Here is a 3,707-nt window from a genome sequence, read left to right as displayed (position 1 = left end):
AGGACGGTGTTGGGTGTGCTCATGAGGATTCCGATTCCTTGGGGACCATTCGCAAGGCACGGCTCGCCGGCCTTGCGGATGGCGGCTGGAAAAACCAGCCGCGGGAAAGAACCACCACCGGAGCGCGTGCCCCACTCAAGTGACACCGAGGGTCCGGCTTTGCCGGCCCCAGGTGTCGCCCCCTTGAGGGGGTCGCGCGCAGCGCGGCGGGGGTGGGTCAGCCCTGGCAGTCGGCGGCTGCGCGGCGCGTGAGCTTCTTCTCGCCCGCGTACTTGTCGCCTGCGGCCTTGATCAAGGGGTTGAGCACGGCGGGGTCCGCGTGCAGCCACTCCGAGCTCACCTCCCACTTGCTGCCGTTCCAGGTGTAGGCGCGCGCGGCGGAGGGGCCCATGTGGTCCTTGCAGGTGGTGGCCAGCGGTTGCATCACGTCGGCAATGCCGAGCTCCGCGAGGCGCTTGTCGTTGATCTGCAGGTTCTCATACCCCCACCGGGCCTGGGCGGGCGTCATCACCTGGCCCTTGCCGAACTTCTCCTGCGCGCGGCGCACACCCTCCACCGCCACCATGGCGTTCATCAGGCCGCGCATGTACAGCGCCTCGCCCACCTCCTCCTTCGGGCCGGAACCCTGGCCCTTGTCGTGCAGCTTCTCGCGCACCTCCTTGGCAATGGCGGAATCGAACCCCGGGCCCGGCAGCACGAGCACGGCGCTGTAGCCGGCGGCGCCCGCCACTTCCCGCACATCGGAGTCGGAGCCGGAGGGCCAGACACCCACCACGCGGTCGCGCGGGAAGCCGGTGGACTGCGCCTCCTTCAGCGCGGTGGAGTTCATCACACCCCAACCCCAGAGCAGCACGAAGTCCGGGCGTGCGCGGCGGATCTGCAGCCAGGCGGCCTTCTGGTCCACGCCGGGATGGGACACCGGGATGGCGGTCAACTCGAAGTCGTGCTTCTTCGCGCGCGCCGTCACCACCGGGATCGCTTCCTTGCCGTACGGGCTGTCGTGGTACAGCAGGGTGACCTTCTTGCCCTTGAGCTTGTCCAGCCCGCCCGCCTTCTGCGCGATGTACTGGATCTGTGTGTCGGCCGAGGCCCAATGGCTGCCCCCGATCGGGAAACTCCACTTGAAGACCTCACCGTCGGCACTCTCGCTCAGGCCATAGGCCGGCGTCAGAATGGGAATGCCGTCGGTCATGCCGCGTTCCGTCAAAGCCAGCGTGATGCCGGTGGACATGGTCTGGAAGACCGTCGCGCCGCCGTTCTTCCCCTTCATGCGCTCGTAGCACTCGACGCCCCGGTCGGTGGCATAGGCCGTCTCGCACTCTTCCCAGGCGATGCGAACGCCGTTGATGCCCCCCTTGAGGTTGGCGAGCTTGAAGTAGTCGACAAAGCCGTTCGCCCAGGGCGATCCGCTGGGCGCATACGGGCCGGTGCGGAAGGTGAGCAGAGGGAAATACTGTTGTTTTTCTTGGGCAATGGCGGTGGTCGTCATGCTCGGGGCGAGCAAGGCCAACACCGTCGCGAAAATCGCGCAGGTCTTCTTCATGTTGTCTCCAGATGGTGGTGGGGTGCCTCGTGGCCGGATTCAAAACCTCCCAGGCTGTCAGTGAGGAAACGGCCAGATCCTCAACTTTTGTTTTCCGAGTGACCAGAGCTTGCCGAGCCCGTGGGGCTCGACGATCAGGAACCAGACGATCAGGGCCCCGAAGACCATGAACTCCGCGTGCGAGACCGCGACCGTGGAGATCTCGATGCCCACGAGCGCCCCGGCGGCGGGGAGGACCTGATTGAGAAAGATCGGCAGCACGACGATGAAGGCCGCGCCGAAGAAGCTGCCCACGATGGAGCCCAGGCCGCCGATGATCACCATGAACAGCAGGCGGAAGGACACGTCCACGGAAAACGCCGCCGGCTCCCAGGCGCTGAGGTGAACGAAGGCCCAGAGCGCGCCGGCCACGCCGATGATGAAGCTGCTGACGGCGAAGGCGCTGAGCTTGGCGTACATCGGGCGGATGCCGATCACGGCGGCGGCCACGTCCATGTCGCGGATCGCCATCCACTCGCGGCCGATGGCGCTGCGCACCAGGTTCTTGGCCAGCAGCGCGATCACCACCAGCACCGCCAGGCAGAACAGGTACTTGCCGGCGGCGCTCTCCAGCGAGAAGCCGAACACCTGCAGGTTGGAAACCGACACCGAGCCCGAAGGCGTGTCCAGTGTGAACCACTTGATGCGCAGGAACATCCAGTCGGCGAAGAACTGCGCCGCCAGCGTGGCCACGGCCAGGTACAGGCCGCGCACGCGCAGGCTGGGCAGGCCGAAGAGGATGCCGAAGAAGGTGGCGCACAGGCCGCCCAGGATCAGCGCGGGGATCAGCGGCATGCCGGGCACGCGCACGAAGAAGTTGTAGGCGCCGTAGGCCCCCACGGCCATGAAGGCCCCCGAGCCCAGCGAGATCTGGCCGCAGTAACCCACCAGGATGTTCACACCCAGCGCCGCCAGCGACATGATCAGGAAGGGGATCAGGATGGCGCGCAACAGGTACTCGTCGGCGAGCAATGGGACCGCGATGAAGGCGAAGGCGATGAAGGCCCAGACCATCCGTCGGTCCTGGGTGATCGGGAAGATCTGCTGGTCGGCGCGGTAGGTGGTCTTGAACTGACCGTTTTCACGATAGAACATGTCGGGCTTTCTCAGACTCGGTCAATGATCTTTTCGCCGAACAGGCCTTGAGGCCGGAACAGCAGGAACACCAGCGCCAGCACATAGGCAAACCAGATCTCGATGCCGCCGCCCACGAACGGCCCGAGGTAGACCTCGGAGAGCTTCTCGCCCACGCCGATGATCAGCCCGCCGATGATGGCGCCAGGCACCGAGGTGAGGCCGCCCAGGATCACCACCGGCAAGGCGCGCAACGCCACCGTGGTGAGCGAGAACTGCACGCCCAGCTTGGACCCCCAGATGATTCCCGCCACCAGCGCCACCAGACCGGCCACCCACCAGACGATGACCCAGATGCGGTTGAGCGGGATGCCGATGGACTGCGCGGCCTGGTGGTCGTCGGCCACCGCGCGCAGCGCGCGGCCGGTGGCCGTCTTCTGGAAGAACAGGCTGAGCGCGATCACCATCGCAGCGGCGATGGCCGCGGCGATGACGTCTTCCTGGTTGAGCAGCAGGCCGCCCTGGAACACCGAGTCCAGCACGAACACCGGGTCCTTGGGCATGCCGATGTCGATCTTGTAGATGTTGCTGCCGAACAGGCTCTGGCCCAGGCCGTCGATGAAGTAGGTGATGCCCAGCGTGGCCATGAGCAGGGTGGCGGCCTCCTGGTTGACCAGGTGGCGCAGCACCAGCCGCTCGATCAGCCAGGCCATGACGAACATGAGCGCGCCGGCCGCCACGAAGGCCGCGATGTTGCCGACCCACTTGTTCTCGATGCCCAGCCACATCGGAATCCATTCCGAGAAGCGGGCCATGGCCAGGGCGGCGAACAGCACCATCGCACCCTGCGCGAAGTTGAAGACGCCCGAGGCCTTGAAGATCAGCACGAAGCCCAGGGCGACCAGGGAATACAGCATGCCCACCATCAGGCCGCCGAACAAAGTCTCTAGAAAGAAAGCCATGGTGTGTGTCTCGTTCAGTGACTCGTGCCGAGGTAGGCGCTGATGACCTCCTCGTTGCGTCGGACTTCCTCGGGGGTGCCGTCGCCGAT

4 protein-coding genes are annotated in these 3,707 nt (G+C 65.8%); all 4 read right to left on the bottom strand.

The genetic code is table 11. The features are described from left to right. Positions 1 to 217 precede the first annotated feature (217 nt). Positions 218 to 1,543, bottom strand: a complete 1,326-nt coding sequence (locus AC07ZS_RS29565) for an ABC transporter substrate-binding protein (protein WP_494801992.1) — start codon at positions 1,541 to 1,543, stop codon at positions 218 to 220. A 57-nt stretch (positions 1,544 to 1,600) separates the two neighbouring features. Continuing rightward, positions 1,601 to 2,677: a branched-chain amino acid ABC transporter permease gene (locus AC07ZS_RS29560; protein WP_494801991.1), complete on the bottom strand. Its 1,077-nt coding sequence runs from the start codon at positions 2,675 to 2,677 to the stop codon at positions 1,601 to 1,603. Positions 2,678 to 2,688: 11 nt separating this feature from the next. Further along, complete coding sequence (locus tag AC07ZS_RS29555) at positions 2,689 to 3,618, bottom strand: branched-chain amino acid ABC transporter permease (protein ID WP_494801990.1); 930 nt, start codon at positions 3,616 to 3,618, stop codon at positions 2,689 to 2,691. A gap of 14 nt (positions 3,619 to 3,632) precedes the next feature. Next, a partial coding sequence (locus tag AC07ZS_RS29550) for an ABC transporter ATP-binding protein C-terminal domain-containing protein (RefSeq protein ID WP_444691490.1) occupies positions 3,633 to 3,707 on the bottom strand: 75 nt, incomplete at its 5' end.

The sequence above is a fragment of the Hydrogenophaga sp. GW456-12-10-14-TSB4 genome (assembly GCF_059424305.1).
Note: the sequence above shows the minus strand (reverse complement) of the source record. Positions and strands in the feature narration are given on the sequence as shown.

Bases quoted from the DNA above. Each gene is read 5' to 3' on its own strand.
- AC07ZS_RS29565 (WP_494801992.1), bottom strand. From the start codon at position 1,543: ATGAAGAAGACCTGCGCGATTTTCGCGACGGTGTTGGCCTTGCTCGCC.
- AC07ZS_RS29560 (WP_494801991.1), bottom strand. From the start codon at position 2,677: ATGTTCTATCGTGAAAACGGTCAGTTCAAGACCACCTACCGCGCCGAC.
- AC07ZS_RS29555 (WP_494801990.1), bottom strand. From the start codon at position 3,618: ATGGCTTTCTTTCTAGAGACTTTGTTCGGCGGCCTGATGGTGGGCATG.